The organism is Fictibacillus sp. NRS-1165 (assembly GCF_050468105.1).
Classification (GTDB): domain Bacteria; phylum Bacillota; class Bacilli; order Bacillales; family Fictibacillaceae; genus Fictibacillus_C; species Fictibacillus_C terrinigri.
Genome location: NZ_JBDPNU010000061.1, coordinates 1 through 24071, shown reverse-complemented (window position 1 = coordinate 24071; position 24071 = coordinate 1). Strand labels below are relative to the sequence as shown.

Genomic DNA, 24071 nt, shown 5'->3' with positions numbered 1-24071 from the left:
TACCCTGCAAGCTGCCTAATCAAATAACCGTGTCTAACTTTTAGGGGTCACTTCATTTAGACTGCCTGTTTTTTTGTTTAGCTATATTTTTTCTGTCATATTGTTTTATTTTTCTGAATATTATAGTATAATTTATCATATCATGTATGGCCTTAATGCAGTTTACCTTCCTGTCGAAAGGAGTGTTAGGCATGTATTATGGTGAAACTGTCAAAATTAACCGTTTTGACGGAGAATACTTTGAGGTGAACCACAATTGGCTGATGGATATTGTCTGGGACAAATATCACATGCCGCTTCAGGAATTTTTAGACTCTTATGATAGAAGGGACAGTGATTATATTTTAACACTGGCCGACCAGAATGCTTTGCATTATGGGATCAAATAAGGATGTAAACCGCTTATTTTTATAGGCGGTTTTTTTATTTTTCACTTGTGGCACACCTCTTCAGCCTTTCATATCATATGAGGAATGTTAGGCGAGGAGGATATATTATGGCAAAGAAACCGGCAAAAAAAAAGATCTCCAAATATGATCAGGCAGTCAACAAATATGCCCATACTGTAAAAATGGTGACCAGTTCTACCTGCCTGTCCTGTAAAACACAATGTGCGAGAGGATTGGCGTATATCGAAAAAATGTCTAAACCGGGTGCAGTAGGCCACGGTGTCCCCTGCCATCTGACAAAAGGAAAAGGTATGAAATAAAAAACGAATGCCATGGAAACAGCACATCTTCCCGAGGTTTACCCGTTCATGTGAAGATGTGCATTACTTTTTAATAGAGGGAGTACATTTTTTATATAAAAGGTGTTTATGTTCATTCGTGGATGGGAAATGTTCAGAATAGTGTTGAAAGTTAACTTTTCTCTGTCCCTTGAAGCGATAATTAAACACAATCATTTAATTCGAAGTCGGGTGATAAACATGAGCAGAGCATGCAGAGAAAAACTAAGCTTGAATGGTATATGGAAATGTGTCCCGGATGAGGAAAATCGTCTGGAAGGAAACATCAGGAACAAGCCTGTCTACCATGCGGAGGAACTGGAATGGAAGGACATTCATGTTCCTGCACACTGGCAGAAAGCAGGATTTGAGGACTTTCAGGGAGTCATGTGGTATAAAACTACGTTCCGGGCGCCGGCACTAAAGAAAAATAAAATGTTTTACATGTGCTTCGAGGCTGTTGATTATTATTCCGAGATCTGGCTGAACGGGGTATATCTCGGCGCTCACGAGGGCGATTTTGATGCGTTTGAATTCAATGTCTCTGATTTTCTGGAATATTGCGGGGAGAATACATTGGTTGTAAAAGTAACCTCGGAGCTGGATACAAGGCCAGAACGGAAAAAAATTGCAAAGGGAGGCCTCTACCATTGGGACTGCTTGCCGGTCAAACAAGAAGGGCTCACAGACTGTCCGGAAGTCCCCTCTTCCGTTAATGCCCATTATCCAAACCCTCTTGTTAATCCTGGCGGGATCTGGAAAGGCGTTTATCTGGAAGAGCGCTGCAAGGTACATATTGAGCATATTCAGGTGACGCCTTATCTGAAAGATGATTACAAGAAAGCAACGATTTATCTGGATGTTGAAATACAAAACAACAATAGCAAGGAAGCTCGGATTGATGTGGAAGTTTCCTTCCTGCCCCATAATTTCAAAGGGAAAATTTACAGATGGAAACCCCAAAGCTATTTTCAGAGGCCTGGCAGAAGCAGCTATTCAATGACCGATCAGCTGTCCAACCCTAAATTATGGTGGACATGGGAGCTCGGATTTCCTCACCTGTATAAAGCCGTGATTGAAGTATGGGTAAATGGGGTATTGGTAGATAATAAGATTCAAATTTTTGGAATAAGAGAAATTAAAATGGACGAAAAATGGATCTTTTTCCTCAATGGGACAAGGGTGTTTATTAAAGGAAACAACTATTTATCCGATCAATTCCTCTCCCTCATGACAAAGGAATCCTACCAGCTGGATGTGCAGATGATGCTGGACGCCAACATGAATACCACCAGGCTTTTTGCTCATGCCGAACAGGAGGAGTTTTATCAGCTGTGCAATGAAAAGGGAATCATGGTTTTTCAGGATCTGCCGTTTCAATGGGGCTATGAATCTACCGGTCTTTTTATAAAACGGGCTGAAGATGTTTCGAGGCGCTTCGTTAGAATGCTGTATAACCATCCAGCCATTATTTTATGGTCCTGCCACAGTGAGTCCCGCTACCATGACTACAACAAACTGGACAACATGCTACTTCGTGTTGTAAAGGAGCTGGACAGTCTCCGCCCGGTTATTAAAAACTCAGTTCTTGTATCCGATGAAGAGCTCCCTCATTATTTTGAGACGCTCGATGATTTCACTGACTATATCGGTACGCATTTAAGTGTGCACTGGGTCGGCTGGTACTGGGGAAAAATTGAAGATGCTGAGTTCTATAATCCAATGTTTGTAACAGAGTATGGAACCCAGTCTATTCCAAATGAAGATTCTCTGAAGAAATTTATGAACCAGGAATCTTTGTGGCCGGTCAATTGGGAGATCTACCGTACGTGGGGCTTTCAGACCAATATTTATCAGACGATGATGGGTTCGGTGATGACGCAGTCCCTTCAGGAGCTCATCGACATTACACAGGATTATCAGGTTCAATTCTACAAGGAGCATACAGAGGCATTAAGGCGAAAGAAGTACAATCAGGTAGGCGGCCTTCTCCAGTTTCATTTTGTTAATACAGGACCGTCCATCGATTGGTCCATTATTGATTATTACCGACAGCCAAAGAAAGCCTATTTTGCCATGGCCAAAGCTTTTGAACCGCTGCATCTTTCTTTTAACGGAGATATTTCAGAGGGAGAGCTGGGCAGGACAGCTACCGTCACTCCTTGGATTGTGAATGATTACAACACCGTGATTGAAAACTGCCAAATTACGTACAAAGTGTTCCTGGAGGATGGCACCCTGGTCGATCAGCACTGTTTGTCTGTTCCAAAGATTGAAAAAGATTCCGTCCAATCATTTGAATCTTTAACCATTCCAGTTACAACCGGCGAAATCGTAAAAATAACCGGACAATTGAAGGATTCGAACGGTGCGGTTATCATGGAAAATGATAAAATCATCCGTTCACTTCCAGCAGAGGATGAAGTTCAAAATCCGTTTAAATCACCCATTCGATTATAAAATGAGGAGGCAAAACCGATGAAAAAGGGATTATTGCTGCTTTTTTGCCTTGTATTTGCTTTATCCATGTCGGGCTGTTCCAATGACAACCAAGGAGCATCAGGAACAGAGAAGAACGGGGAAGTACAGCTTAAAATGTGGGCACATCAGGGACAGCCAAAAGAAGTTGACTTTTATAAAAAACGCATTGAAGAATTTAACAAGGAATACAAAGGAAAGATTCATGTTAAGCTGGACATCATTCCGAGTGGTGCGGGCCATGCTTATGAAGACAAGATCAACGCAGCCGCCACTTCAAACGGTCTGCCGGATGTGCTCGATATGGACGGGCCGTTTGTCGGAAACTATGCGGCCACCGGAATTCTTGCTCCCATAGATGATTACGTAGAGAAAAAGGACAAGCAGGATTTTGCCAAATCCATCATCCAGCAAGGTACATATGACGGCAAACTTTTCGCTCTTGGAGCCATGGAATCATCCGTCGTGGTCTTCTATAACAAAAAATTGCTGAAGGAAGCCGGGATCCAGGCTCCTGAATCGTTGGATAAAGCATGGACATGGGACCAGTTCATGGACGCCTCGAAAAAGCTGACAAAAAACAACGTCCACGGCCTAACGATGCATATGGACCTCGGCGTCGGGGAGTGGCTGACCTATATGGGCTCAGTATTTGTATGGTCGAACGGCGGACTGTTGCTCAACGAAGATAACACAAAAGCTGACGGTTATGTCAACGGCCCCAAATCAGTAGAGGCAATGAACTACGTGAAAGACCTGTTCAAGTCCAAAGTTGTGAGCGTTTCCAACGGTCCAACAGATTTTGAAGAGGGAAAGGCGGCCATGATGCTTGGCGGAGTATGGCTGATTCCTGGGTTTGAGGAGTACAAGAATCTGGAGTGGGGAATGACCTATCTACCATACAGCAAGAAAAAGATGTCACCTTCAGGATCATGGGCATTCGGAGTCTCAAGCCAGTCCAAACAGCCAAAAGAGGCAGCTAAAGTGGTAAAGTGGATGAGCAATAAAGATTCTGTTGTAGAAATATCCAAAATTACAGGAATGCCGCCGGCCAGGGAATCTGCATTCAAGGAATTGCCGGAATACGATAAACTTCCTAAAAAGGTGATTAAAGACCAGGTGTTGAATACAGCCAAGGCACGTCCGGCGACGCCGGCCTATCCTGTCTTAACCGCTAAATTTGCTGAGGCCTTTCAAGCGGCTACCTTAGGGCAGGATGTAAAAAAGGAACTTGATAAAGCGGCGAAGGATACAGACAGGGAACTCGAACGATTCAAAAAGTAAGAGGGAAAAAGGAGTGATTGCTTCACTCCTTTTCCCGTACTCTCTTCAGGAAGGAGAAATCGGATGGAACCCGTTACTCAAAAAACAAATGTAAGCCGCCCATTGCCTACGGTAAGCCCGAAGCAAAAAAAGCGAAAAAATTTGTTAGCCAGCTATGGATTCGTCAGTCCGGCGATGATTCTTTTATTTGTCTTCCTCATACTGCCGGCCATTTTAGCTCTGTATTATAGTTTCACTAACTATTATCTGCTGACTCCTGAAAAAATGAAATTTGTAGGAGTGGAGAACTACAAACGTCTGGCAGAGGACGATATCTTTTTGAAATCGTTAGGCAATACCGCTCTTTTTGTCATCATCGTGGTCCCAGTACAAACCCTTGTCGCTTTGGCACTGGCCTTGCTCGTGAATCAAAAAGTGCGAGGCATTAAATTTTTCAGGATGGCCTTTTTTGCACCTGTCGTCACGTCCATGGTCATTGTATCCATTCTCTGGACATTCATCTATAATCCTGACAACGGGTTGGCCAATTCAATCTTGAATATCGTGGGACTCGGCCCTTTTCAGTTTCTTACAGATAAAGACCAGGCGATGTACTCTATCATTTTTATGAGTATCTGGCAGGGTGCCGGCTATCAGATGATGATCTTCCTTGCCGGACTTCAGGAGATTCCGGACCATCTCTACGAGGCCGCATCCATTGATGGAGCAAGCGCTTGGCAGAAGCTCATTCATATTACGATTCCTGGTATTCGCAATATTCTTGTCTTTATTGCGATCGTAACGATGATAGCAGCTACCAAGCTCTTTATCCAGCCGTTCGTAATGACGCAGGGAGGGCCTCTGGATTCTACAAAAACACTCGTCTATATGGTATATGAAACCGGCTTTAAGTTCAGGGATGTCGGCTATTCATCAGCGATCGCCATTCTTTTCTTTGTGATTGTGCTGGTGATTTCCATTCTGCAGCGAAAGTTTATTAAAGAATCTACAGAATAGGAGGAGAGTTGATGAAAAAGAACAGGTTGCTTAAATTAATAGGCTTGTATACCGCCCTTACTTTGCTTGCTCTTCTTTTTTTATTTCCGCTCGTCTGGATGATCGTCTCTTCTTTTAAGACAGAGCCCCAGATTTTTGCCGACTTGAAATCCTTTAAAGCCTTTGTTCCTTATACCTTTTCTTTGGATAACTATACCGGGGTTTTTGAACGGATCCCGTTCATCAGGTATCTGCTTACGAGTACGTTATACGTGTCCGTCATTGTCATCCTCGGTTTGTTCGTAAACTCACTGGCCGCCTACGCTTTTGCGCGAATGCAGTTTAAAGGAAGGGATTTCTTGTTTGCAGCTGTAGTTGCTTTAATCATTATCCCGTTTGAGAGTATCCTGCTTCCTTTGTATTTAATCATTGATGAGTTTGATTGGCTCAATACCTACCAGGCTCTGATCGTTCCCTTTATTGCAAACGCGTTTAATATTTTCATGTTTAGGCAGTTCTTTTTGAACTTGCCGAAAGAATTAGAAGAGTCTGCCCGCATGGATGGGGCTTCGACGCTTCGTATCTTTTTCCAGATCGTTATTCCGCTGTCAAAGCCTGTTTTCATTACAGTAGCTCTCCTGACGTTTATCACCCATTGGGGAGACTTTATGTGGCCGCTCATCGCGACAACAGATGAGAGTGTAAGGCCGCTTCAAGTCGGGATGCAGTTCTTTTTCCATCAGCCCCCAGTGAAGTATGGACATGTCATGGCTGCCCTCACGATGGCCACCGTCCCGCTTCTGATTATTTTCGTCTTCTTTCAAAAATACTATGTTCAGGGAATTGCATCCGCAGGTATGAAGAACTAATCGTGTACACTCTGAGCAAAGCTTATTCAGGGCTTTGCTTTTTTTTATGTGCGAATTGGGAAAATGTATAGGGCGACACTTCGATATTTTCATAGGTTAATCACTGATTTTCCCAATACACATCCTCCTTTTGTACTGATACAATTTAATTTATACTAGGTTCGACAAAGTATGGTATGTAAATAGTACCAGGAAGAATGGGTGAGGACGTGAAAAAGAGAGTACTTGTCTATCTCTATCCCCAGTTTCGAGAAGTTGAGATTATGGTGGCGCTGTCTATTGTCAGCCGCTTTTATGAAGTGTTAACCTTCACATTGCCGCATGGGGCAGTCACTAGTGAATGCGGCCTTACGATGCAGCCGTCTATTAAACTGAAAAATATTAATCCGCTGGAATATGATATGCTGCTGATCCCGGGAGGCCGGCAAGCCGGAAGCCAGTCCGATCCCCGGCTGATCAGACTCATAAAAGCTTTTGACCGAGACGGTGTACGGATAGCAGCAATCGGCACGGGTGTGCTGCTTGCTGGCAAAGCAGGAGTACTGGTTAACAAAAATTTTACTTCGTCTGTCCTTGAGGAGGAGCACAGACGAGCCAAGGATTGGCTGAAAGGAAGAGCTGTGAACCGGCCGGTCGTTGAAGATAAAAATATAATAACCGCCAAAAACAATGCATATATTGATTTTGGATTGGTCATCGGTGACAGACTGGGCTGTTTTAACAGTTTAGATGATTACAATCTGTATAAAGGCAGAGTGTAGCAGGCTGCTTGACTATGTTAAAATAAGGAATAATAAATAAAGGAGTTGTACATCGTGTCCACTCTTCTTATTTCTATTGTTATTTCTGTCATTATCATTTTGTTCATCCTCGTTATTTTTGTTGTTGCGATATCGAAGGGATATTCCTATAAACATACGGTGGACAGCCTGGAGGAAAATCCGCACCTGAAAGAAAAAGAGGAAAAATCGCGCGACGCATAAAGCCGGCAGCCCATGCCGGCTTTTTTATTTTTCAGATAGGCCTCCCTAAAATTAGACTGGAAAGTTTGAAGGTGAGGGGGGATAATAAAGAGGATGGGAGTGCATACATCGTTATGTGTTTTTTTACAAACTATGAAGTAAAAAGGAGAAAATATGTTAAAAGTAATTAGGCCTGCATCACCCTTTGATTTCTCTAAGATGCTTCGGAGGGTGAGCAGTGCAGGAAAAAATAATATCGTTCACGTGGACATGGATAATCAAATCTATAAGAGAATGATCCACCTTAGAAATAAACGCATACTGATTCAGGTAAAAGCAGCCGGCAGCGTCGACAGTCCTGAGCTTATGATGGAACACTCCGAGGGGTTTTCCAAAAAGGAGCAAGAAGAGCTGGCTGTTATTGTAAAGCGCATGTTTTCCACAGAGATTGATATTAAACAATTCTACCGCCAATTTTCAGACCATAGACAGATTGCGCCGCTCATCACGGACTTTTTCGGTTTGCGCCTAGTGACCGATCCCGACCTTTTTGAATCCATGGTTAAAATTATCATTGGCCAGCAGGTGAATCTAACGTTTGCGGGTGTCTTGATCGACCGCTTGATTGATCTCGCCGGTGAACACATTGAACATGAAGGAGAAATGTTCTCCGTATTTCCAACTCCGGAAAAAGTAGCCTCCCTCGATGTTGAACAGCTGAGGGCGCTGCAATTCAGCCAAAGGAAAGCGGAGTACATCATCGACTTTGCGAGGCTGATTAATTCCGGAGCTTTAGATACCGATTCCCTTTGGTCCATGACGGATGAGGAAATAATGAATACGCTGCTGCCGATCAGGGGAATCGGCCGCTGGACGATTGAATGTCTTCTTATTTTTGCTATGGGGAGGACCAATGTGCTTCCCGCTGCGGATATCGGTCTGCGAAATGGTGTCCGTAAAGCATGGGGTCTGGATTACCAGCCGTCTGAAGAGGATGTAAGAAAGCTAGCTGAGGACTGGGCGCCTTGGAACACCTATATTACGTATTACCTTTGGGAAAGTTTAGCCGTCGAACCGATCGCAAAAGATGGATAGAATGAGAATGGGACGAGGAGGAAGGTACTGTGAACATCGCTTTTTTTCTTTTGCCGAAAGAAGATGTGGCGTTTTTAAAGTCCACATCAACGATCAGGCAGGCACTTGAAAAACTGGAGCATCATCGATATACGGCCGTTCCTGTGCTGGATGAAAAAGGAATGTATTCTGAAACGCTGACAGAAGGAGATTTGCTTTGGACGATTAAAAACACGCCAGGACTGACTTTTGAAACTAGTCATCGTTTTTCCATCGCGGGCATTCAAAAGGAACGCATCATCAAATCTGTCAATATAAACGCTGAAATGGAAGATCTGTTATCTTTAATCGCTACGCAAAATTTTGTTCCTGTTGTGGATGATCAAGGTGTATTTATCGGAATCGTCCGCAGGAGCGACATTATTGAGTATTGCTCCAATCAGCTGTTTGCCATAAAGGGGACCTAAAAAAGAATGGATGAAATCTTCTCTTTGTTTCCAGAGATGGAGACTGAGCGCTTTATTCTAAGGAACATTGAACTGGAGGATGCAGTGGATCTCCATGAAGCCTATTCAGATCCTGACGTCGTCAAATTTTGGGGTACCGCCCCGTTTACTTCGATTGAACAAACGCAATCTCTGATCAGCGACTTTCACAAAGGCTATGAGGGTCAGCTCACTATCCGCTGGGGAATCGCGGAAAAGGAAGGAAACCGGATAATCGGGACGTGCGGCTACCACAATTGGGCAAAAAAGAAGTTCCGTTCAGAGATTGGTTATGAAATTCGTAAAAGCGAGTGGCGGAAAGGGGTCATGAAAGAAGTGCTTTCCGCCATACTCCCTTTCGCGTTTCAGCAAATGGAACTTAACAGGATCGGAGCGCTGATCCATCCGGAAAACCATGGATCTGCCAGTCTTGTTTCCAAGTTTGGATTTAAAGAAGAAGGATGTCTGCGAGACTATCAATGTGTGGATGGAGAATTTCAAGATCTAGTGATGCACAGCTTGATCAAGAAAGACTTTGCTCAACATAAAAAAAACGCATGGGTTTAATCCATGCGTTTTTCTTCTTTCTGACGTTCTTTAAATTCACGGATAAGGCTTTGTGTTCCGCTTTTTAATGACGCAAGTTCTTCGGACGGAAGAGTCAGTCCCCCATACCTTGCTTTATTATAAGCGGATACAACCGAATGAATGGTGGAGCCTGGCAGATCCAGACGCTGGAGCCACTCTGAAACAGATTCGTTATAGGCGCGGCTTCCACCGAGTTTTGTCATTCGTTTTTCAAACTGGATATAAATTTTCCTTGCCTCATCAGAAGGTGTTTTCCAATAACGGCGTTCCTTTTTGTGCTCTGTCAATGGTTCACCAGGCAGGATCGGCTGAATGCGTTGTGTTGAAATCGTTTGCCCTAATGTGTCTAGAATCCTTCGTCTAAAATAGATGAAAACAGCCACCAAAAGGAGCGCAAAGAGTAACCATAAGATCCACTGATCATCTGATGGGGCTAGGGATGGCATCTTTGTTGTTTTTTCACTTTCCATAAACGTTCCTGCAAAGGCTTCAGCCCTTTTTTTGCGGCCATCAGAGATGGGAAGAAGGCTGTAAAGAAAGAATAGAGGTTTGCTCAATAGGGAAAATACAGCATAGAACAATGCCTCCATCAGATTTTTAAATAAGAACGAAAAGAGCGGGAACACAAGATATGCTGCCGCAGTTGAAGACAGAAGCACAGATAAAGAAAATATTCCTTGTTTCATGTTCTGAAACACGGGTACTCCTTCATTCAAATGACGGTGATAGCTTTTAAGCAGGATAAGGCAGACCAGCTGTAAAGCAGGTATAAGGAGCAAAGCTTCAGAAATGTTCGGAAAGAAAATATACCTGAAAAGGGCCAGGGCAAAAGCACCAAGCCAGATCACTTCCATGTCTTGCTTAATCGGCTCAGACCAGTTTACCCATGCTCTCCAGCCTATGATCCCTGCTAAAAGGATGCAATGGATGAAGCTAAACCCAAAAATAAAACCTATTTCAAAAGCAACAGGGCTAAGAAGGATGATTTTACCCATGGTCATTTCTTTTGAAAAGTTAAAAAGCAGAACAAACGGTAAACAGCCAAAAATATAAAGGGCACAAAGCTTTAAAGATAAGGCAAGACTGAAAGGCAGCAGGCTGATTACGACTAAATAAAGAAGCAGACCGTCAAACAAATAATTGAAAGAAAACGTGGGAAGCCGGCCGTGGGTCCTCATGAGATGTCTCTCTTGGCTTACCATTTTGCTAAATAAGCCCCTTCTTCATCATCAATAATCCGATAGACCGGGCTGCCGTGTTTCTGCCACTTTTGATAGTATTTCTCTTGCCTGCCATCAACTTCATGCCTGCCAGCCAAGATTACGACAGCAGCCGTGCTTGAAATCTCACCGTCTGTTTTTGCAAGCAGCTCAACAAGGGGAAAGGTTACACTTGAAACACTGATACGGGCAAGTGTTTCAAGTACTCGCAAAAGATGAGCACGCCCCTCTCCTTTGTCTACTTTAAGATAACCAGCAGCACCTGGAACGCGGATATTCATGAAAATTTCGTAGGGAATATCGCTAAAGAGGCTTGCTGGCACATAAAAGCTAAATAACTAAGCTGATTTTCCAGCGCTTCCCCCTGAAAAGAAGATGTTCCGTAGGAGGATGATCCAACATTCAGTATAAATGCCCATGTGCATTCTCTCGTTTTCTCGACGATTTTTGTTTTCAATGAAGCTGAAGCTGCTGTAGCTTTCCAGTGGATTCTGTTGAAAGGATCACTCCTTTCATAGGCTCTTGCACCTGCAGGAGAAGTGGCATCTTCAAACAATGATCGTGAATAAGGATGAAGACCCTGCCTGGATCGAAGCAAAGGATGGATGCCCACCACTGGGAGAGGGGCTGGAAAAACAATCACTTCCGTTCGGTAGATTGGATCAAAGGCAAGGAGGAGGACGCCGTATCCAACGGCATTACGTATGTTGAGTTCAATACGGTTCAGCTTCACGGCGCCTCTCCTTTTTCCTGTAACCTTAAGCTCCTCCTCCACCTGTGACTTTTTAGGTACAGCAAATCTCCATTCATAATCCTTTTGTTTTACGTTTTTCTTTTCATGAGTGATTACAGCATTTTCTACTTCAACGGCGTCGTCAGCGGTAAATGCCTTCGTTCCACGGATCTCCGGCCAGCTGCCTTCATAGGAAAGGATAAGGTGCAGACTTTCTGTATCGCCTGTAAAGAGCCGGATTGTTCTTCGGGGGTTCTGAAGAACAAGATGATCTGCTGCAGACTTAAAGTAAATCCGGCTAACATAGTAAACAGCTGCGAATAAACAAGCGAGCGCCAGTATAAGAGGAGACTTTTTATAAAAACTGATGACAGCCAAAACCAAGCCGGCACTTAATGAAGCTTGAAGAAGCTTGGGTAGGGCAAGCTCTTCCCTCCAGACACTCATGATCCAGCACCTGATTCGACAGGAACCCTAACCGATTTCAATATTTCTTGAATAACCTGATGCTTTGTTTTTCTCAGTGTCCCTTCAAGCGACAGGACCAGACGGTGGGAGAGAACATAAGGCGCCATCAGCTTTACATCATCTGGGGTGACGTACATCCGTCCCTGAATCAGGGCGTGGCCCTGGCATGCACGCATAAAGGCAAGTGTTCCCCGCGGACTAACACCAGCTTCAGCAAATCCGGATTCTCTTGTCGCATGAATGATGGACAGCAGGTAGTTCTCAACATCCTCTGACAACTCCACTTCCTTTACCATGTCCTGCATCCTATGTAAATCCTCCAGCGAGAAGACAGCTTCGAGCTGATCGAAGGGTTCCTGCTTTCGATAAAGAGAGAGCATCCTCTTTTCTTCTTCAAAAGAAGGGTATCCGGTCTGAATTTGTAGGAAAAAACGGTCAAGCTGTGCTTCCGGGAGGGGGAATGTTCCTTGAGACTCGATCGGATTCTGGGTAGCGATGACAATAAATGGAGAGGGGAGCTGTGTCGTTTCTCCTTCGATGGTAACCTGCCGCTCCTCCATAATTTCCAGCAGACTCGATTGTGCTCTTGGTGTTGCCCTGTTGATCTCATCAGCCAGCAATATGTTCGTCATGACAGGTCCGAGTCGCAGCTCGAAGTCTTGTTCTTTCGGGTTGAAAAATTTAATGCCTGTTATATCACTGGGCAGGATATCCGCCGTAAACTGAATCCGTTTGAATCCGCCGCTGATCGATCTGGCCACACTTTTAGCCAACACCGTCTTTCCGGTGCCTGGCACGTCTTCTAAAAGAATATGTCCTCTATTAATAAGTGCAATTATGATCAAGTCGACAATTTTTTCTTTTCCGACTAATACTGACGATATATTCCGTTTCATGCGTTCTGTTTGTTGAAGGATGTCCAATATCAACCCCACCTTTATTTACCAATTTTCTTTTATATTCTACAAAACCAGCCAAAAACCTCCAACAAAAAAAGATGGCGAAAAACGCCATCTTTTTTCTGAAATTGAAGATTAAAGCCAGATCATCGCCGCTAGAACTGCGGCAAGTATAAAACGGTAATAAGCAAAAGGAGTAAGCTTTACTTTTGCGATCAAACGGATAAAGAACAGAATGGCAACGACCGCGACAATAAAGGCCGTAAGGAATCCTGCAGCAAAGAACGGAAGGTCCGCTGCGCTAAGAACATCCCAGCTTTTATACAAATCCAGGCCGCTTGCAGCGATCATAATTGGAACCGCAAGGATAAAGGTGAAATCGGCAGCTGTCCTATGACTCAAGCCGAGCAATACACCGCCGGAAATGGTAGCACCGGATCGGGAGAAACCTGGCCAGAGCGCAAGACATTGAAACAGCCCAATGATTAACGCCTGCTTATACGTAATCTGGTCAAGTGTTGCCGCCGTAATTTTTTTCTTCTTTTTTTCAGCATAAATCATCAGCAGACCGCCGACAATCAAGCTGAACACAACGGTACTCGTAGAGAATAAATATTTTTTTACCGCATCGTGAGCGACAAGCCCGATCACGACAGCTGGAAGCATACCCGCAAAAATGTGGAGCAGATTCAAATGGCCCTTCTGGCCGTCTTCTGTTTCAACCTTGCCTACACCAAGGAGGCTCCACAATCTTTTCCAATAAAGAACCACAACAGCAAGGATGGAACCAAGCTGAATTACAATCTCAAACGTTTTGGCCTTGTCCCCTGTAAACCCGAGGAAATGCCCTGTAATAATTAAATGTCCAGTGGAGGAAACGGGAAGAAATTCTGTCAGCCCTTCCACCATACCCATTATAATCGCAATCCAAAGAAACATACGTTCACCAGCCTGTTCACTAATTAGTCAAATACTTACTTATTATAAAAGATATTTTGCGAAAAACATATAAAGATATTGTGACAACACAGAAGTGCTGAAGCGGCAGCCTGGCATGAAAGTACTGGGCCGCTGTTCATTTAACCGCTTGTCTATTTATCATCTGGTTTCTGTCGATTACGTGCGAACTTTTGCCGGTTGCGATCCAGTTTTTGTCGTTTACCAGCCAAACCCTATCGAATTCCGCCTGCCCACAGCACAAGAACACACACTAACAACGTTCGCAGACCAAACAAAAAAAGAGACGGCACATGTCCGCCTCTTTTTCAAAATCTAATGATTACATTATTAATCCAGAATGGTAACCTTGACGTTCTTGCGTCCCCATTCGGTAGCTTTTTGTTTAGATGGATAGAAGACATCGATTCGATTTCCTTGAATAGCTCCGCCTTTGTCAGCAGCTACTGCATAGCCATAGCCTTCAACATAGACTTGAGAATTCAATGGAATAACATCCGGGTCAACAGCGATCACTTTTACGTTTGGATTTGTTTTTAGGTTTGTCCCGTTCGCTGTAATGCCGCTGCATCCATCACAATTAGCCGTGTAAGCTGTTGCTTCAACAGATACTGTTTTTCCTTGTTTCTGATTAGCAGGAGCAGGCTTTACCGGTGCAGAAGTTTTTTGTGCTGGAGCCGATGATTGAACTTCTGTTTTTACGCGGACACCGTTCTCGCCATATAGAGCTTTAATGGATTGAGGTCCAGTTAATCCATCGACAGTGATGCCTTTTGCTTTTTGGAACGCTTTTACTGCGTTTACAGTAATCGGTCCATAAATTCCATCCACTGTGTAGCTATAGAATCCTTGATCCTTCAGTTCACTTTGCAAACCGGATACCGCATAGCCTTTATTGCCATGCTTAAGTATATTTGATTTTCCTAGAGAAGATTGAAGAAGCGCTTCAGCTGTTCGTTTGCCAGCGATGCCATCCACTTTCAAACCGTTTCTCTTTTGGAAATCCTTCACGGAAGCCGTTGTGATATCTCCATAGTAACCTGTTGTTTCGGTGTAATGAAAATATCCTTTGTCTTTGAGTGTTTGCTGCAATTTATGTACGTCTTTATCCCACATGCCTTGTTTTAATGTATGGTCCCCTAACGCGGCTTCCCCTACTAGTGGAGAACTCATCATTACTCCAGCGATCGCTCCTGTTGCAATTACTTTTTTAATCATATGTAGTACCTCCTCAAGTACGAAAAGTTTTAGTTAAAAAGGATATGTTTTCCTTCATAGCCAATTGCCATTGTACAGGGTGAGTGTGACAGGCAGGTTAGAGTAAGGTAACAAAACCATTACATAATTATTTCAAAATAGTTCTATATCCCTCCAATGATTGAATTATTTACCTATGGAAGCAGGGCCGCACTAGTGGTTCAGCGTTTTTACGGGCTGTAATTCTTTATAATTTTTTGAAAACTGTTAAACTTGTAAAGTACACATTTTTGAAGGAAAGGTGGAGTTAATAATGGAATATCGGCGTCTCGGAAAAACAGGATTGAGGGTTAGTGAGATTTCACTCGGAAGCTGGCTGACTACAGCTGGCTATGTTGAAAAAGAGAATGCAGAGGCGAGCATACATAAAGCGTTTGACCTCGGCATCAACTTTTTCGACACTGCCAATGTTTATATGAGGGGTGAGGCTGAGAAGGTTGTAGGCGGAGTGCTGAAAGACTATCAAAGAGATTCCTATGTTTTGGCGACCAAGGCGTTCTGGCCGATGGGAGACGGGCCAAACGACCGTGGACTTTCCCGAAAGCATGTCATCGAGCAGTGCAATGCCAGCCTTCAGCGGCTAGGACTGGATTACGTTGATATCTTCTATTGCCACCGATATGATAAGGAAACTCCGCTTGAAGAAACTTTGCGAGCCATCGATGATCTTATACGTCATGGAAAAGTGCTGTATGCGGGAGTGAGTGAATGGACAGCGGAACAAATCTCTGAAGCGGTTCACCTCGCGGACAAGAAACTGCTCGACCGGATTGTCGTAAGCCAGCCGCAATACAATATGTTTGAACGATATATCGAAAAAGAAGTGATCCCAGTCAGCGAGAAACATGGAATTGGCCAGGTCGTATGGTCACCGCTTGCACAAGGGGTGCTTACAGGTAAATATAAAATAGGAGAAGAAGCGCCTAAAGGAAGCCGTGCAGCCGACGAGAACAGCAAAAAAGCCATCTCTGGCCATCTGACAGATGAGAAGCTTCAAAAAGTGGAGCGGCTGAAAAGAGTAGCTTCAGAGAACGGTATTTCTGTTGCTCAGCTGGCACTGGCCTGGATTTTAAGTCAGGAAAATGTTTCAAGCGCGATTGTAGGGGCCAGTTCACCAGGCCAACTTGAGGAAACGGCGAAGGCCTCGGGCATCAAACTTTCAACTGACGCTCTTGAAAGCATAGAGAGCATACTTCAAAACTGATTCAAGTATTCAAAAACGGCGGGAGGCATTCCCGCCGTTTTCTGCGTTTAGCAGATTTGTAGTTTTCAGGTAGCGCAGTTTTATTGCTTAATCCATGTATTAGGCCGGTTCTTCATGCGGGAAAGCAGATTCAGCAAATGATCTAGTTCCTGGCTGCATTTCACGGTGACTTCTGCTGTCAGTCCGTAGGTTTTCCCAAGACAAAGCAATACTTCGCGCTTTTTTTCAATCATTTGTAATAACATCTTTCATTCACGACTTTCATGAGGGATTTTGTCACAAAAACTAGTATGAAGCAAAACTTAAATTTCGAAAAGAGATTTGATAAAAATAGTCAAAATATTACAAAATAAATAGGATCCTTGATTGATTGCCGTTCGGCTGAAGAAAAAGATCAAATCCTGGATAAAATGCAAATTGTCATCTGAAAAAGCGGGGCATTCCGGCCTTTATTTTTTTGCTGGGGAAGGAATGATGCACAACATTGAATGGAACCTACGTAATTTTGATATAATGGATGGTACTATATTACGGAGGCTCACATGTTAAGTAAGCAAATTCCTAAAGACGTGGTTTTGGAACTTGGAAAAGACGTGCTGTTTCATTTTAGCGGAGAAGTGATACAAGATAGCTATGTGCTTTATCAAAAAGGCGCTGTATACAATATTAATGTGGAAAACAAGACGGTAACGGGAAGTGTTTCTGAAGAAGGGGAATACGCGGTAAGCCTTGACCTTGAACATTTTTCGGAGAGCAGCTGTTCATGCACCAGCAGCGTACCGTGTATCCATAAGCTCGCAGTGTTCTTCCAGCTGTATGCGTCTTTTGGACCGCCTTACCAGCTTATCCTGGATTGGAAGAGCAAGAGAGGAAAACAAAAGACAGAGCAGCAGGAAACGATGGTTCCTCCTGCCATTCATCCGGAAAGCAACGATAGGAAAACTGAAACAGGTACGAAAAAACGGGTCATTCAAAACGTATTGTCGGTTAATGAATGGAAAAAAGCGTTTGATCAGCGCTTTGAAGATTTCGAAAAAAATAAGATGCAGAACTTGACCTTTAAAGAACTGGAAAGGGGAGAGGGCTACACCTTTACTCACATCCATAGGGAGTTCTATCCGGGTCTATTGAATGCTGCCAGTTTTTTGGATGATGATGTTGGAAAACTGTATCGGTTTCATGCACAGCTTGAAACTTTCCTGAGGCTTGCGCAGTATGAAAAGCAATATGGTGTTCCTGAATACTTAGCTTCACATTTTAAGCTGAATCTCAGCCAGCTGGTAGACGGGATGTTTAAATCAGCCATGGACATCGATGCTGAAAAGCTTAAATCTGAGCATCGCGATTTAATCGAAGAAAGTTTACGAGAATTCCAGAACATTTTTACGCTGCCCGCCCGTTATTTTGATATTATTTTCCGGGTATTTCAGGTAGGCTGGGCGACGATTTACCATGTTGATCAATGGGTAGCAGCTTATGAAAAACAGCTGGTAAAGGAAAAAGAAAAAGGTTCACGCGCTCAGTTTCTGGATATGGCCCTCGTACATTTTGCCTTTCTCAGAGACGATCTTACGGAAGCATTTGAGCGGATGGAAAAGACCGAGCAGTTTTCTTCCCGCCATGCTTTAATCTGGCTTGAGCTGCTTTTTCATTGGGGCAAGTGGGAGTCTTTATTGAAATGGCTGCTCGCTCTAAAGAAGGAATTTTACAAGAAGACGCGGGATTACTACCAGGATGCTTCTGTCCGTGAACAGTTTCATCAATACATTGAATATTTCTGGAAGTACGCCCAATACACGGGGGAGGAAAAGGAGTATGAACAGATGCTCGTTGACTGTCTGCCGGTGACCTTTTATGAATATAATGAGTTTTTGCACGTTCAGCAGGATTTTAGGCGGTGGGTTGAGCTTCAGATTTTAATGGGGTATTCGCCTTCCCTGATCAATGGCACGGACTTAAAGGAAGTGGAGCAGCTGGATATGGAAGTCCTTTTGCCGCTTTACCATCAATCCATTGACCGTCTCATCAGGGAGAAAAACCGCAAATCGTATAAGTTAGCCATCCGTTTCCTGAAAAAGCTCCAGTCCATCTATAAAAAGCTCGACAGAACCGTGCAGTTTGATGATTATATTGAAAAGCTGGCAACCCAGTACGCCAGACTTCGCGCTTTTCAGGAAGAGCTAAGGAAAGGAAAATTCATACATGATTGATGTGACCGCCATTGTACTTCATGCCAAATGGCTGAACGACAGCAGAATGGTGTTCTGGGGTGAACAGAAAGGGCAAAAGCTCCATGTTGATGACTGGATGCCCATGCTGTTTGCCTGGCATAAAAGATCCTATTATGGAACGTTCATTGAACGGGATGACGATCAGTTCGTCTATGTATCCGCAGCTGATGCGTTTCGCCTGTTCACAGAATATCCGCACTTTTTTCTAAAACAGAACAATTGGGGCGAAGTAGCGCTGAATATGATAGCCGACGCGCAAAAACTGGAGGCCTCGCTGCAGGACCGCCAAGTAAAACCCAGTTTTGAATGTTGGAAAAAAGGCGAATGGAAATGGGAGTTTGATGACAGCGGGAATCAACTGCCTGATTGGCTAAACAACGCGGTAGACGAGCTCGTCCTCGAGGAACCTGAGAGGCTGGATGCGGATCCTGCCTTTTTTGACCGTTTTCCGTTCGAGCACCTTCTCGAAAAGAACACCCTGTATGAAAATTTGTCTGAGGGATCATGGCTGGTCAAACTGGGCTGGAAAAAGGATGAAAAACCATTTGATGTCCTTCTTGAACTGCAGGAACCAGAGGACGACGGCCGGTATTGGAACCTGGATGTACTGCTTGAGGATAAGGACAACGGCATCCATTATGAATGGTCAGGGAACTTGAAAGATCTTCCGGAAGAATGGCAGCCCTTTATGCATCGGATAGAAGAAGATCTTGCCTTTGCTGGAACACTCGTACCTTCTCTTCAAAAAAAGGATGGTTCTTTTAAAAAGCAGCTTACAGAAAATGAAGCATGGGATTTTTTAAACGACAGTGGGCAGTGGCTGGCGGAAGGGGGATTTAAGATCCTTCTCCCATCTTGGTGGGAAGCATTGAAGGATCTGCAGCCGGACCTGAAGGCAAAAGTAAAAAGTTCAACCAGCGGATATGCTCCGTCCTTTTTAGGATTGGATTCCATCGTCCAGTTTGACTGGAAAGTTTCCACTGGTGATATCGAATTGAGCGAAGAAGAATTTTTGAAGCTCGTTGACAGCCGCAGGCGTCTGGTAAAAATAAAGGGCAAATGGTTCAAGCTGGACCCTGCTTTCATTCGTGAAGTCAGACAGGTTATGAAGAATGTGAACCGCAAAGGTCTCCAGCTGAAGGATATCCTGGAACAGCATCTCATGCAGCCGGCGAAAGAGGGCGGTGAAGAGGAGAGTTCTGTTCTCCGCTATGTCAATATCGAACTGAACACGGACCTTGCCAGAATGGTCGAACAGCTGTCTGAAGTAAAAGAGATTCCGATCCAGCCGACCTCACCAGCCTTTCGTGGCACATTAAGGGACTATCAAAAAACAGGCAGCTCCTGGCTTCAATTTTTACGAAAGTTCGGTCTTGGAGGGTGTCTGGCGGATGACATGGGACTGGGTAAAACCATTCAGACGATTGATTACCTTCTTCAAACGAGAAAAGAGGACAAAGAGGCACAGCTTCCTGCACTTTTAATCTGTCCAACTTCTGTTATTGGCAACTGGCAGAAGGAGTTGCAGCACTTTTCCCCGGATTTAAATGTATTCCTGCATTACGGATCCACACGGATTCGCGGGGAGAATTTTATCCAGTCCATTCAGGGAGCAGATGTGGTCCTGACTTCCTATACGACGGCCCAGCTTGATGAAGAAGATTTTCAGCCTGTTTTGTGGGATGCGATCATTCTGGATGAAGCCCAAAATATAAAGAACAGTTTTACGAAGCAATCCAGGAGCATCAGGCGTTTATCGGGGAGGCATAAGATTGCGCTGACAGGAACACCGGTAGAGAACCGCCTCCTGGAATTATGGGCCATATTTGATTTCCTTAATCCAGGTTATCTGGGCAGTGAAGCTGCCTTCCGGAAAAGGTTTGTTATTCCTGTTGAGAGGGAGCATGATAACGGCAGACTGAAGCAGCTGCAGAGTCTTGTTCAGCCTTTCCTGCTGAGGAGGACGAAACAAGATCCTCACGTTCAGCTGAATCTGCCGGATAAACAGGAGATCAAAGAGTATGTTCATCTTACGGCTGAACAGGCTTCTCTATACGAGCGGATGATTCAGGATACCTTTCAGCAGCTGGAGCAAGAAAGCGGCATGAAGCGCAGAGGACTGATCCTTGCTTTGCTTGGCAAGCTGAAGCAGGTCTGCGATCATCCTGTCCTTTATCTCAAGGAAGAAAAGAAGAACAAACTTGAGGAACGCTCCAATAAATTCTCGAAGCTGGTAGAGCTTTTGGAGGCCATAAAAGAAAAAGATGAACGGTGTTTGATTTTTACACAGTTCTTATTTATGGGACACTTGATCCAGGACTATATCGCGAACCGCTGGAACGAAGAAGTTCTCTTCCTGCACGGAGGGGTACCAAAGGCAAAACGCGATGACATGATTCAAAAGTTTCAGGATGGAAAGCATAGTGTTTTCGTGCTGTCCTTAAAAGCCGGGGGAACGGGGCTTAACCTTACAGAAGCAAACCATGTGATTCATTTTGACCGTTGGTGGAATCCTGCCGTAGAAAACCAGGCTACAGACCGGGCTCACCGGATCGGGCAAAAACGGTTTGTCACCGTTCATAAGATGATCACGCTTGGTACACTGGAAGAGCGCATTGATGAAATGCTTGAAAGCAAAAAAGAGCTGAGCGAAAAAGTCATTACGAGTGAAAACTGGATTACTGAGCTTTCTACCCAGGAATTGAGAGAGCTTTTTGTACTGCGTAAGGAATGGGTGGAAAAAGAATGAGGAAAGAGGAGCAGACTCAGAATTGAGCAGCTCCTCTTTCTTTATTTGTATAGAATGTCATCCCGAAGAGTGTTGACATGTTTAACAGCTGCATTAATATCTTCATTTGGTACCTGAATTCCTGCAGTGCTTCCTTTAAGTGATGGACGATGGCTTTGAAATGCTCTGGCTGAAGATTCATGTTTTCATGTACCTTTGCCATAGACGTTCCTGAATACTGATTGGGTCCTCCAACGCATAGCTTAAAAATTTGGTTTGATGTTTCCTTTGTTTGTCCATATTGGTATGTTCAAAAAAGTGATTTACAATTGGATCGGCCAAAACCTTTTCATAGAAACGATCAACAACTTTTTCTATGGAGTCTCTGCCTCCCAACTTTTCATATAACGATTCCTGCAATTGATATCTCCTCCTTATGTTCTTTCTATTTTTCCCCACAAGAAGAGAAACATAAACGCAGGAAGTCAGGTTTTAGCTCTTCTAAACACCTTTCTCGCAAATATGAGGTAAAAGAGGAGAGGAAACGGGCATTGGATCAATCCCCATAAAGACCAGAACCAATAGCGGCAGCCGCGTTTCCTTCCATCCAGAAACAGCCAGGTGCTCTGGCAGAGAAGAATCACGACAACGAGAATCAATGCCCAAAGCGGCTGGCCTTCTATGTTACGTGTCATTCCATTCACCTTCTTTTCTATGTTGTCTATAAATATACAGGACGGCTCCAATCAGGACGGGTATCTGAAGGAGGATGAGAACGGAAGGGAGTTGAATAAGCATGGCAGCCACAACGAACAGAACAACTGCAGCCATCAATCCAAACAGGGCAAGCTCTTTTGCCAGCTGCCTTTTATTCCTGCTGGTCTCCTCCGCTACCATTCTTTCAAAAAAGGAAAGGTCCGGCACACTGACTTCTTCATATTTTTCTATTTGCGAGAGGCTTTCCTTGAGCTGCTTTTCAAGGTTAGTTACGGACTCGGGTTTCTTCTTCACTCTCACTTAACTCCTTTCTAATGAAGGTTAATCCGGTATGAATCCTGGACTTCACCGTTCCTGCCGGAATGTTCAGCAAACTTCCAATTTCCTCGTACGTATAGCCATAATAATGTTTTAAGATTAATGGAACTCTCGTATCTTCTCTCAAAAGACTCAAAGCATCAAGGGCTTCATTCCATTCTTCATCGATAAAGGCCGCTTTCCATTTAAGGCTTCGGGAATCGTGTTCATGCTCTTGAAACTTCTGCTCGGTTTTCTTTCGTCTGATCTGGTCGATGTACAGATTGGAAGCGATGGATATGAGCCATGAAGAAAATTTGGATTTTCCCTTGTATAACCCGATCTTTTGAATGCACTTAAGCATGGTCTCCTGAACAAGATCCTCCGCTGTTGACCGGTTCATCGTTATTTTCAGTAAATAGTGAAACAAAAAGGAATAATTTTGCTGCAGCAAGAGTGAAAGAGAATGCTGGTCGCCCTTTTTTGCCTTTTTGACCACATCTTGTTCATCCATCTTTGATTTGTCCTCCTTGCGACCGGGTTCGTGAATCAAAAGTAAGACGTTTAAACATTGTAAATTGTTCACCGGACAAAAAGAAATATTTCATTGGATTAAATAAGGATATTTTGATACGTTGGAAATATTCTGTTGCTTTGAATAAACGGAGAGGAAGATGAACCATGTATTTACCGTCTTTTTCATTGAAAGGAAAAACAGCGTTGATTACAGGAGCAGGGCGTGGTATCGGAAAGGCGCTGGCCATTGGCTTTGCTGAAGCTGGAGCGGATATCGTGCTGGTCTCCCGAACGCAGTCCGATCTGGATGAGGTTGCCGGCTCAATTGAACAATTGGGCAGGAAGGCCTATTCCTACACAGTAGATGTAACGGTTAAGGAAGAGATTCATTCACTATACGATTCTCTTGTCTCCTGCCAAATTCCTGTACATATTTTAGTTAATAATGCGGGTATGAATATTAGAAGCAAAGCGCTGGATGTTACGGAAGAGGAATGGGAGAAAATCATGAATACCAATCTTCGGGTTGCACTCTATTTCTCTCAGGAAGCCGCTAAACTTATGAGAGTTCAGGGATATGGACGAATTATTAATATTTCCTCTGTTGCAGGGCACGTAGCGTTAAGAACGGGAGTTGTCTATGCTTCAACGAAAGCGGCGCTGATTCAGATGACGAAAAACCTTGCACTCGAATGGGGCCCTTATGGAATCAATGTGAACTCAATCGGTCCATGGTACTTTAGGACTCGGTTAACCGTTCAACTTCTTGCTGATGAAAACTATTTAAATGACATTCTATCCCGCACACCGCTGAACAGGGTAGGAGAACTGTCCGAATTAGTCGGGCCTGCCGTTTTCCTTGCGTCGGATGCCGGCTCCTATTGTACAGGTCAAACCCTTTTTGTAGACGGCGGGATGACCGTGTATGGATTTTAAAGAAACTTAACCGCTGAAATGAGAGATCCCGGCCTTATATACCGGGATCTTTTTACGTATAAAAAATATCATTCAGATGTATAAAAAGAAAGAAAGCGTTAATAATGGTAGCAAATGCAATACATTAAATTACTATTTAGGAGGATTTTTCTCATGAGAAAGCAAGACTTAGTTGAAGCAGTAAAATCTGCAACAAGCATGAATAAAAAAGAATCTACACTTGCTGTGGAAGCGGTTCTTGAATCCATTACAAATGCCTTAAGACAAGGTGAGAGTGTTCAATTGATCGGATTCGGAACCTTTGAAACTCGCAACCGCAACGCGCGCAAAGGACGCAATCCCTTAACAGGCGAAGAAATCATGATCGCTGCGAGCAGTGTACCCGCCTTTAAACCAGGGAAATCACTTAAAGAAGCAGTGAAAGCTGTATAAAAAAAGCCCCCGATGTATACTGCACCCCAAAAGT

General features: G+C 43.9%; 27 protein-coding genes and 1 pseudogene. 17 read left to right on the top strand and 11 right to left on the bottom strand.

Going from position 1 to position 24071, the window contains the following annotated elements; translation table 11 throughout:
- Positions 1-191: 191 nt before the first annotated feature.
- The 11 genes from ABHN01_RS22290 (at position 192) to ABHN01_RS22240 (ending at position 9421) form a co-directional block, all read left to right on the top strand.
- Complete coding sequence (locus ABHN01_RS22290) at positions 192-389, top strand: hypothetical protein (protein ID WP_429877350.1); 198 nt, start codon at positions 192-194, stop codon at positions 387-389.
- A gap of 107 nt (positions 390-496) precedes the next feature.
- Positions 497-709 carry a hypothetical protein gene (locus ABHN01_RS22285; RefSeq protein ID WP_290401751.1) on the top strand — a complete coding sequence of 71 codons (213 nt, stop codon included), beginning with the start codon at positions 497-499 and terminating at the stop codon, positions 707-709.
- Positions 710-928: 219 nt separating this feature from the next.
- Entirely contained in the window at positions 929-3187 is a 2259-nt protein-coding gene (locus ABHN01_RS22280) for a glycoside hydrolase family 2 protein (RefSeq protein WP_429877349.1), read from the top strand.
- 18 nt (positions 3188-3205) lie between these two features.
- A complete protein-coding gene (locus tag ABHN01_RS22275) occupies positions 3206-4489 on the top strand; it encodes an extracellular solute-binding protein (RefSeq protein ID WP_429877348.1) in 1284 nt (427 codons plus the stop codon).
- Between the two features lie 63 nt (positions 4490-4552).
- Positions 4553-5485, top strand: coding sequence for a carbohydrate ABC transporter permease (locus ABHN01_RS22270; protein ID WP_429877347.1), 933 nt, complete (start codon positions 4553-4555; stop codon positions 5483-5485).
- An 11-nt stretch (positions 5486-5496) separates the two neighbouring features.
- Positions 5497-6333, top strand: coding sequence for a carbohydrate ABC transporter permease (locus ABHN01_RS22265; protein WP_290401747.1), 837 nt, complete (start codon positions 5497-5499; stop codon positions 6331-6333).
- Between the two features lie 209 nt (positions 6334-6542).
- Entirely contained in the window at positions 6543-7094 is a 552-nt protein-coding gene (locus ABHN01_RS22260) for a DJ-1/PfpI family protein (protein WP_429877346.1), read from the top strand.
- 54 nt (positions 7095-7148) lie between these two features.
- Positions 7149-7316, top strand: a complete 168-nt coding sequence (gene ytzI, locus ABHN01_RS22255; protein WP_429877345.1) for a YtzI protein — start codon at positions 7149-7151, stop codon at positions 7314-7316.
- Between the two features lie 153 nt (positions 7317-7469).
- Complete coding sequence (locus ABHN01_RS22250; RefSeq protein ID WP_429877344.1) at positions 7470-8390, top strand: DNA-3-methyladenine glycosylase family protein; 921 nt, start codon at positions 7470-7472, stop codon at positions 8388-8390.
- Positions 8391-8419: 29 nt separating this feature from the next.
- Positions 8420-8836 carry a CBS domain-containing protein gene (locus ABHN01_RS22245; RefSeq protein ID WP_429877343.1) on the top strand — a complete coding sequence of 139 codons (417 nt, stop codon included), beginning with the start codon at positions 8420-8422 and terminating at the stop codon, positions 8834-8836.
- A gap of 6 nt (positions 8837-8842) precedes the next feature.
- Entirely contained in the window at positions 8843-9421 is a 579-nt protein-coding gene (locus tag ABHN01_RS22240; protein WP_429877342.1) for a GNAT family N-acetyltransferase, read from the top strand.
- On the opposite strand, the gene ABHN01_RS22235 is transcribed toward ABHN01_RS22240, so the two are convergent.
- The 5 genes from ABHN01_RS22235 to bacA all read right to left on the bottom strand — a co-directional run bounded on the left by ABHN01_RS22235 (position 9418) and on the right by bacA (position 13701).
- The gene (locus ABHN01_RS22235; protein ID WP_429877341.1) at positions 9418-10644 is read right to left on the bottom strand and encodes a hypothetical protein; all 1227 of its coding nucleotides are present in this window, start codon (positions 10642-10644) and stop codon (positions 9418-9420) included. The genes ABHN01_RS22240 and ABHN01_RS22235 overlap by 4 nt on opposite strands.
- Positions 10638-10943 (bottom strand): hypothetical protein, encoded by a 306-nt coding sequence (locus ABHN01_RS22230; RefSeq protein ID WP_429877340.1) that lies wholly within the window; start codon positions 10941-10943, stop codon positions 10638-10640. The genes ABHN01_RS22235 and ABHN01_RS22230 overlap by 7 nt, the downstream gene beginning before the upstream one ends.
- Positions 10940-11842 (bottom strand): DUF58 domain-containing protein, encoded by a 903-nt coding sequence (locus ABHN01_RS22225; RefSeq protein ID WP_429877339.1) that lies wholly within the window; start codon positions 11840-11842, stop codon positions 10940-10942. Before ABHN01_RS22225 ends, ABHN01_RS22230 begins: the two co-directional genes overlap by 4 nt.
- The gene (locus tag ABHN01_RS22220) at positions 11839-12759 is read right to left on the bottom strand and encodes an AAA family ATPase (protein ID WP_429877351.1); all 921 of its coding nucleotides are present in this window, start codon (positions 12757-12759) and stop codon (positions 11839-11841) included. The genes ABHN01_RS22225 and ABHN01_RS22220 overlap by 4 nt, the downstream gene beginning before the upstream one ends.
- Before the next feature lie 138 nt (positions 12760-12897).
- Positions 12898-13701, bottom strand: coding sequence for an undecaprenyl-diphosphate phosphatase (gene bacA / locus ABHN01_RS22215; RefSeq protein ID WP_429877338.1), 804 nt, complete (start codon positions 13699-13701; stop codon positions 12898-12900).
- A gap of 115 nt (positions 13702-13816) precedes the next feature.
- Between bacA and ABHN01_RS22210 the strand changes: the two genes are divergently transcribed.
- The gene (locus ABHN01_RS22210; protein WP_429877337.1) at positions 13817-14038 is read left to right on the top strand and encodes a hypothetical protein; all 222 of its coding nucleotides are present in this window, start codon (positions 13817-13819) and stop codon (positions 14036-14038) included.
- Positions 14039-14049: 11 nt separating this feature from the next.
- Here ABHN01_RS22210 and ABHN01_RS22205 read toward each other — a convergent pair whose 3' ends face one another.
- Positions 14050-14937: a peptidoglycan-binding protein gene (locus ABHN01_RS22205; RefSeq protein ID WP_429877336.1), complete on the bottom strand. Its 888-nt coding sequence runs from the start codon at positions 14935-14937 to the stop codon at positions 14050-14052.
- 292 nt (positions 14938-15229) lie between these two features.
- On the opposite strand from ABHN01_RS22205, the gene ABHN01_RS22200 reads away from it, so the two are divergent.
- Complete coding sequence (locus ABHN01_RS22200) at positions 15230-16180, top strand: aldo/keto reductase family protein (RefSeq protein WP_429877335.1); 951 nt, start codon at positions 15230-15232, stop codon at positions 16178-16180.
- 80 nt (positions 16181-16260) lie between these two features.
- On the opposite strand, the gene ABHN01_RS22195 is transcribed toward ABHN01_RS22200, so the two are convergent.
- Entirely contained in the window at positions 16261-16413 is a 153-nt protein-coding gene (locus tag ABHN01_RS22195; protein WP_290401735.1) for an aspartyl-phosphate phosphatase Spo0E family protein, read from the bottom strand.
- A 309-nt stretch (positions 16414-16722) separates the two neighbouring features.
- On the opposite strand from ABHN01_RS22195, the gene ABHN01_RS22190 reads away from it, so the two are divergent.
- Both ABHN01_RS22190 and ABHN01_RS22185 read left to right on the top strand, forming a co-directional pair.
- Entirely contained in the window at positions 16723-18390 is a 1668-nt protein-coding gene (locus ABHN01_RS22190) for an SWIM zinc finger family protein (RefSeq protein WP_429877334.1), read from the top strand.
- A complete protein-coding gene (locus ABHN01_RS22185; RefSeq protein WP_429877333.1) occupies positions 18383-21160 on the top strand; it encodes a DEAD/DEAH box helicase in 2778 nt (925 codons plus the stop codon). Before ABHN01_RS22190 ends, ABHN01_RS22185 begins: the two co-directional genes overlap by 8 nt.
- A 16-nt stretch (positions 21161-21176) precedes the next feature.
- On the opposite strand, the pseudogene ABHN01_RS22180 reads toward ABHN01_RS22185, so the two are convergent.
- The 4 genes and pseudogenes from ABHN01_RS22180 to sigY form a co-directional block, all read right to left on the bottom strand.
- Positions 21177-21598 (bottom strand): annotated as a pseudogene (locus ABHN01_RS22180) (group I truncated hemoglobin).
- Positions 21599-21624: 26 nt separating this feature from the next.
- Entirely contained in the window at positions 21625-21834 is a 210-nt protein-coding gene (locus tag ABHN01_RS22175; protein ID WP_290401731.1) for a sigmaY antisigma factor component, read from the bottom strand.
- Complete coding sequence (locus ABHN01_RS22170) at positions 21824-22150, bottom strand: YxlC family protein (RefSeq protein ID WP_429877332.1); 327 nt, start codon at positions 22148-22150, stop codon at positions 21824-21826. The genes ABHN01_RS22175 and ABHN01_RS22170 overlap by 11 nt, the downstream gene beginning before the upstream one ends.
- Positions 22122-22667 carry an RNA polymerase sigma factor SigY gene (gene sigY, locus ABHN01_RS22165; RefSeq protein WP_429877331.1) on the bottom strand — a complete coding sequence of 182 codons (546 nt, stop codon included), beginning with the start codon at positions 22665-22667 and terminating at the stop codon, positions 22122-22124. Before sigY ends, ABHN01_RS22170 begins: the two co-directional genes overlap by 29 nt.
- Positions 22668-22834: 167 nt before the next feature.
- Between sigY and ABHN01_RS22160 the strand changes: the two genes are divergently transcribed.
- Together ABHN01_RS22160 and ABHN01_RS22155 are read left to right on the top strand one after the other, a co-directional pair.
- Complete coding sequence (locus tag ABHN01_RS22160) at positions 22835-23605, top strand: SDR family NAD(P)-dependent oxidoreductase (RefSeq protein WP_429877330.1); 771 nt, start codon at positions 22835-22837, stop codon at positions 23603-23605.
- 153 nt (positions 23606-23758) lie between these two features.
- Positions 23759-24037 (top strand): HU family DNA-binding protein, encoded by a 279-nt coding sequence (locus ABHN01_RS22155; RefSeq protein ID WP_290401727.1) that lies wholly within the window; start codon positions 23759-23761, stop codon positions 24035-24037.
- The last annotated feature ends 34 nt before the right edge of the window (positions 24038-24071 follow it).

Coding starts and splice junctions, on each gene's coding strand:
- ABHN01_RS22290 (WP_429877350.1), top strand. CDS start 192: ATGTATTATGGTGAAACTGTCAAAATTAACCGTTTTGACGGAGAATAC.
- ABHN01_RS22285 (WP_290401751.1), top strand. CDS start 497: ATGGCAAAGAAACCGGCAAAAAAAAAGATCTCCAAATATGATCAGGCA.
- ABHN01_RS22280 (WP_429877349.1), top strand. CDS start 929: ATGAGCAGAGCATGCAGAGAAAAACTAAGCTTGAATGGTATATGGAAA.
- ABHN01_RS22275 (WP_429877348.1), top strand. CDS start 3,206: ATGAAAAAGGGATTATTGCTGCTTTTTTGCCTTGTATTTGCTTTATCC.
- ABHN01_RS22270 (WP_429877347.1), top strand. CDS start 4,553: ATGGAACCCGTTACTCAAAAAACAAATGTAAGCCGCCCATTGCCTACG.
- ABHN01_RS22265 (WP_290401747.1), top strand. CDS start 5,497: ATGAAAAAGAACAGGTTGCTTAAATTAATAGGCTTGTATACCGCCCTT.
- ABHN01_RS22250 (WP_429877344.1), top strand. CDS start 7,470: ATGTTAAAAGTAATTAGGCCTGCATCACCCTTTGATTTCTCTAAGATG.
- ABHN01_RS22240 (WP_429877342.1), top strand. CDS start 8,843: ATGGATGAAATCTTCTCTTTGTTTCCAGAGATGGAGACTGAGCGCTTT.
- ABHN01_RS22235 (WP_429877341.1), bottom strand. CDS start 10,644: ATGGTAAGCCAAGAGAGACATCTCATGAGGACCCACGGCCGGCTTCCC.
- ABHN01_RS22230 (WP_429877340.1), bottom strand. CDS start 10,943: ATGAATATCCGCGTTCCAGGTGCTGCTGGTTATCTTAAAGTAGACAAA.
- ABHN01_RS22225 (WP_429877339.1), bottom strand. CDS start 11,842: ATGAGTGTCTGGAGGGAAGAGCTTGCCCTACCCAAGCTTCTTCAAGCT.
- ABHN01_RS22220 (WP_429877351.1), bottom strand. CDS start 12,759: ATGAAACGGAATATATCGTCAGTATTAGTCGGAAAAGAAAAAATTGTC.
- bacA (WP_429877338.1), bottom strand. CDS start 13,701: ATGTTTCTTTGGATTGCGATTATAATGGGTATGGTGGAAGGGCTGACA.
- ABHN01_RS22210 (WP_429877337.1), top strand. CDS start 13,817: ATGAAAGTACTGGGCCGCTGTTCATTTAACCGCTTGTCTATTTATCAT.
- ABHN01_RS22205 (WP_429877336.1), bottom strand. CDS start 14,937: ATGATTAAAAAAGTAATTGCAACAGGAGCGATCGCTGGAGTAATGATG.
- ABHN01_RS22200 (WP_429877335.1), top strand. CDS start 15,230: ATGGAATATCGGCGTCTCGGAAAAACAGGATTGAGGGTTAGTGAGATT.
- ABHN01_RS22195 (WP_290401735.1), bottom strand. CDS start 16,413: ATGATTGAAAAAAAGCGCGAAGTATTGCTTTGTCTTGGGAAAACCTAC.
- ABHN01_RS22190 (WP_429877334.1), top strand. CDS start 16,723: ATGTTAAGTAAGCAAATTCCTAAAGACGTGGTTTTGGAACTTGGAAAA.
- ABHN01_RS22185 (WP_429877333.1), top strand. CDS start 18,383: ATGATTGATGTGACCGCCATTGTACTTCATGCCAAATGGCTGAACGAC.
- ABHN01_RS22175 (WP_290401731.1), bottom strand. CDS start 21,834: ATGACACGTAACATAGAAGGCCAGCCGCTTTGGGCATTGATTCTCGTT.
- sigY (WP_429877331.1), bottom strand. CDS start 22,667: ATGGATGAACAAGATGTGGTCAAAAAGGCAAAAAAGGGCGACCAGCAT.
- ABHN01_RS22160 (WP_429877330.1), top strand. CDS start 22,835: ATGTATTTACCGTCTTTTTCATTGAAAGGAAAAACAGCGTTGATTACA.
- ABHN01_RS22155 (WP_290401727.1), top strand. CDS start 23,759: ATGAGAAAGCAAGACTTAGTTGAAGCAGTAAAATCTGCAACAAGCATG.